Here is a 3788-nt window from a genome sequence, read left to right as displayed (position 1 = left end):
TGCTGTCAGTCAACAAGTAAGCGGAACCTTGAGACTGGGTTCCAAGGAGCCGTCTAGGGGCGTCTCGACAGCGCCTTTGCGAGTCTGTCTGTGGACTGCGCAAGAGTTCCCCGACTAAAGTCGGGGGAGTGTCAAAAGCCTGCAAAGGCATAGCAGCAAGCAATAGAAAAAAAGTAGACTCCAACAGCCTGAGGTCAGGCAACCAATCGCTGCACCGCCTCCAGCCGCCCCAAAGCCCAACCCCGCCGCTGCAGCAGCGCAAAAGAGGCCATCAAATCCGGCCCCTGCAGCTCCCCTGTCAGGGCGGCCCGCAAGCTCTTTAGCAGCAGGCCCTTTTTCATCCCCTGGCTTTTGGCCACCTCTTCCACCAGCAGTTTTAAGCTGTCCGCAGAAACTGGCTGGGGCAGCTCAGCAGCAGCCAACGTGGCAGCCATGGCAGCCATCGCTTCTGCCACCCCCGGCAGGCGCAACTGTTCCAGAGCTGGCAACGAGTAGCTAAGGGGCTCTTGAAACAAAAAACGGCTGAGGGGAGGAGCCTCCGTCAGGCGGTCGATGCCCTCGGCGATTAGGCGGGCCACATCTTCCAGCCAAGTGGGATCCGGCACCGCTCCCAGGTCAAACCCCGCCGCCTGCCAAAAGGGGGTAAGTCGCTCCACCAATTCTGCCGGGGAGAGCTGCTTGATGTACTGGCTGTTGATCCAGTTGAGCTTGTCCCAATCAAAACGAGCGGCAGCCCGGTTGACCCGGTCGAAGTCAAACATCGTAGCTGCCTTTTCCAACGAGAAAATCTCTTCCCCATCGGGGGGGGACCAACTCAACAAAGCCAGGTAATTGTTGAGGGCTTCCGGCAAGAAGCCCATCTGCTGAAACTCGGTTACCGAGGTTGCCCCATCCCGCTTGGAGAGCTTCTTCCCTTCTGGATTCAGGATCAGGGGAGAATGGGCAAATTGCGGCGGCTCGTGGCCCAGGGCGCGGTAGAGCAAGATCTGCTTGGGGGTGTTGCCGATGTGGTCTTCGCCACGGATGACGTGGGTGATGCCCATGTCGATGTCGTCGACCACCACTGCCAAGTTGTAGAGAGGGTAGCCATCCGCCCGGGCGATCACCATGTCCCCCCCCAAATCTTGGGTGTTCCAGGTGATGGGGCCGCGGATGAGATCCACCCACGACACCTCCATCGGCTCCTCGATCTTGAAGCGGATCACCGGCTGCCGCCCCTCGGCCTCGTAGGCCCGTCGCTGTTCCTCGGTGAGAAAACGGTGGCGGTTGTCGTAGCGGGGGGCTTTGCCGGCGGCCTTCTGGGCGGCGCGCATTGCTTCCAGCTCCGCCTCGCTGACATAGCAGCGGTAGGCCAGCCCCTGGTCCAAAAGCTGCTGCACCACCGCTTGGTAGCGCGCAATGCGGTTGGATTGGTAGATGGGCCCCTCATCCCAATCCAGTCCCAGCCAGGCTAGCCCTGCCAAGATGTTGCGGGTGTAGCGGGGGGAAGAGCGCTCGCGGTCGGTGTCTTCAATGCGCAAAATGAACTGGCCACCGTGGCGGCGAGCATAGAGCCAGTTAAACACTGCCGTCCGGGCGGTGCCAATGTGCAAATTTCCGGTTGGGCTGGGGGCAAGGCGAACGCGAACACTCACAGGCTTATGGATCCCAAGCAGAGCATCTTGATCCTAGTCGGCAAGGGGATCCCTTGTCATGTTGGGGGCTGCAACCGTTGCCAACCGAGGTCTTTCGGGTAGAATCCGCCTTAGCTGCCGGTCAAGAGGTAGGCTCCTTGGGGGTCAAGGTTGGTGGGCAACGCCCAGATTCTGCTTTCTCCGGTGTTGAGGAACAAACCACTGTAGCGTAGGAGGAACTACAGCACATGCGTCTAACCCTGGCAATTGTTCTGGGCTGTCTAGCCGGCGGGATCCCGGTTGGATCGGCTTTTGCCCAAATCACCTATCCCTCCTATCCGGTGGGGGAAGCCCTAGATCAAATCTTGCTGGATACGGGCAAGGAGGCCGACCCAGTCATTTTCCCTGAGGAAGTGGTGCGCTCCCAGGCCCGGCGAACCACTGCCTTCTTCACCACTTTGCTGAACCAGCGCACCAACATCCCCCCCTTGCGCTCGCTGGATTTGCCCAGCCCTTATCAAGCTTCGGTTCGCACCCAGGCTGGCTATTACCGCGTGACTCAGACAGAGCCTGTTTTGGACTCTGAACTCCTCCGCTAGGCAAGGCAGATGCCCAGCCTGCATTGTGTAGAACCTCTACAAATTCGCGTTTTCGGCCAGGGGGCGTCGGGCCGAGAGGCTAAGATCGGCTTGTAGCGTGTTCAGGCTACCTATGTCTGCCCGATCCAAAGTAGAGGCCCTCCCCAAGGGCAGGGATCCCCGCCAATTCACTGCAGCTGATGTGGCGGCCATTGCAGAGCGGCTGGAGCGCAACGAGTACCCTAACGTCTTCGACTGCCTGGAAGATTGGCACACGCTGCAGGCTATTGCTTTTTACTCTCCGGAGCTGGTGGCTCCCTACGCCCACTTGTTGGAGTGGGAAGTGGATGAGGACTAGATTTGCTCAGAAAGAATCCCCCCTCCTCAAGTAGAAGGGGGAGAGGAACTTCCATCTAACCCTTGTCTGCGAATAAGATAGCGCACTTCTTCGAGGAGAACGTTAAACCTCTGGTCATTCTCGATCTGACGCTGGTTGATGGCCTGGATGGCGCGTTCGTGCTCTTGTTGCAATGCAGTAAGAGTGATGAGAGCTTGAGTTACTTCCTCAGCCCATTCAGCCAAGTGTGCTAAATCTGAGCGGGTCTCGCGGACAACTTCCTGTAAGTCTCTCAAACCTTGCGCCTGGGCCATATTTTGCTCGTGGCTTTCTCGGATGGCCTGGCGCAACTGCTCGATTTCCCGACTGCGAGCAGCGTTTTGCTCGCTCAGCTCGGCGTGGCTTTCTCGGATGGCCTGGCGTAGCTCTTGGATCTCGCGGCTGTTGGCCGCAATCTGCTCGGCTGCCTGAGCTAGGAGTTGTTCTGCTCGATCTAAGCGGTCTTGGCTGTTCATTCTGAAACCCTCGGATACCCACTGGGGGAACTACAGACCCATCCCTGCCAATGTGTCGATCACTTGCTCCAGGATCAGGGTGAGGTTGGGGTGGGAGGTTTCAAACAGGGCCAGCGCTTCCCCAATGCGAGCTTTCCGCCCTTGGTTTCGTGAGCTCTCGGTTGGGGATCCCAGCTCGGCCAGCACCGCCTCTACCTCCTGGCGAATGGTGGCGATGTGCTGCCGCTGCTTTTCATCCAAGCCAGGGGTTTTTTGCAGCTCAACATCCAGGTCGTGCAGCAGTTGTCGCAATTTCGATGCAGCCATTCTCAAAAAGACCTTATCAATTCACTCAATCAATAAATCGAGTTTTGACCACGCTGACTCGATCATAACAGGAGCGGAGATCGCTCTTTTGGAAGCGGCTAAGGCGGCAAAGGTTAACTTTTGCAGCCGGGGATCCCAGCCTTGGAGCAACTCCCATACGATGGGCAATAGCCTTGCTGTCTATCTCTATGTCTGAGCTGGCATTGGCCCTGCTGGGGGCAGTGGTTGCCGTTGCCCTGTTCCTGGGAATTTTTGTCTGGGAACAAAGACGCAGCCAGGAGCTGCTGCAGCGGTGGGCGGCAAAGCATGGCTACTCCATTCTGAGCCAGGAGGCGCGGTATTGGCGGCTGGGGCCTTTTTCCGGCAGCACTTCCAAGTATCAACGCGTGTTTTATGTGCGGATACGCAATCCGGGGGGGCAAGAACGCAGCGGCTGGGT

6 protein-coding genes are annotated in these 3788 nt (G+C 58.3%); 3 read left to right on the top strand and 3 right to left on the bottom strand.

Annotated features, from left to right (window positions below):
• Positions 1-194 precede the first annotated feature (194 nt).
• Entirely contained in the window at positions 195-1634 is a 1440-nt protein-coding gene (gene gltX / locus NW835_RS07350; RefSeq protein ID WP_414377869.1) for a glutamate--tRNA ligase, read from the bottom strand.
• Positions 1635-1861: 227 nt separating this feature from the next.
• Between gltX and NW835_RS07345 the strand changes: the two genes are divergently transcribed.
• Both NW835_RS07345 and NW835_RS07340 read left to right on the top strand, forming a co-directional pair.
• Positions 1862-2212, top strand: coding sequence for a hypothetical protein (locus tag NW835_RS07345; RefSeq protein WP_414377866.1), 351 nt, complete (start codon positions 1862-1864; stop codon positions 2210-2212).
• Between the two features lie 112 nt (positions 2213-2324).
• Positions 2325-2549: a DUF2555 domain-containing protein gene (locus NW835_RS07340; protein ID WP_414365193.1), complete on the top strand. Its 225-nt coding sequence runs from the start codon at positions 2325-2327 to the stop codon at positions 2547-2549.
• Positions 2550-2575: 26 nt separating this feature from the next.
• Here NW835_RS07340 and NW835_RS07335 read toward each other — a convergent pair whose 3' ends face one another.
• Together NW835_RS07335 and NW835_RS07330 are read right to left on the bottom strand one after the other, a co-directional pair.
• A complete protein-coding gene (locus tag NW835_RS07335; RefSeq protein ID WP_414370809.1) occupies positions 2576-3043 on the bottom strand; it encodes a hypothetical protein in 468 nt (155 codons plus the stop codon).
• Positions 3044-3073: 30 nt separating this feature from the next.
• Positions 3074-3349, bottom strand: coding sequence for a DUF4404 family protein (locus NW835_RS07330; RefSeq protein WP_414365191.1), 276 nt, complete (start codon positions 3347-3349; stop codon positions 3074-3076).
• 188 nt (positions 3350-3537) lie between these two features.
• On the opposite strand from NW835_RS07330, the gene NW835_RS07325 reads away from it, so the two are divergent.
• The coding region (locus NW835_RS07325) for a hypothetical protein (RefSeq protein ID WP_414414925.1) at positions 3538-3788 on the top strand (251 nt) is incomplete at its 3' end.

It is taken from the genome of Synechococcus sp. OH2, assembly GCF_047462155.1.
Taxonomy (GTDB): domain Bacteria; phylum Cyanobacteriota; class Cyanobacteriia; order Thermostichales; family Thermostichaceae; genus Thermostichus.
This window is presented reverse-complemented; position numbering and strand designations above follow the sequence as displayed.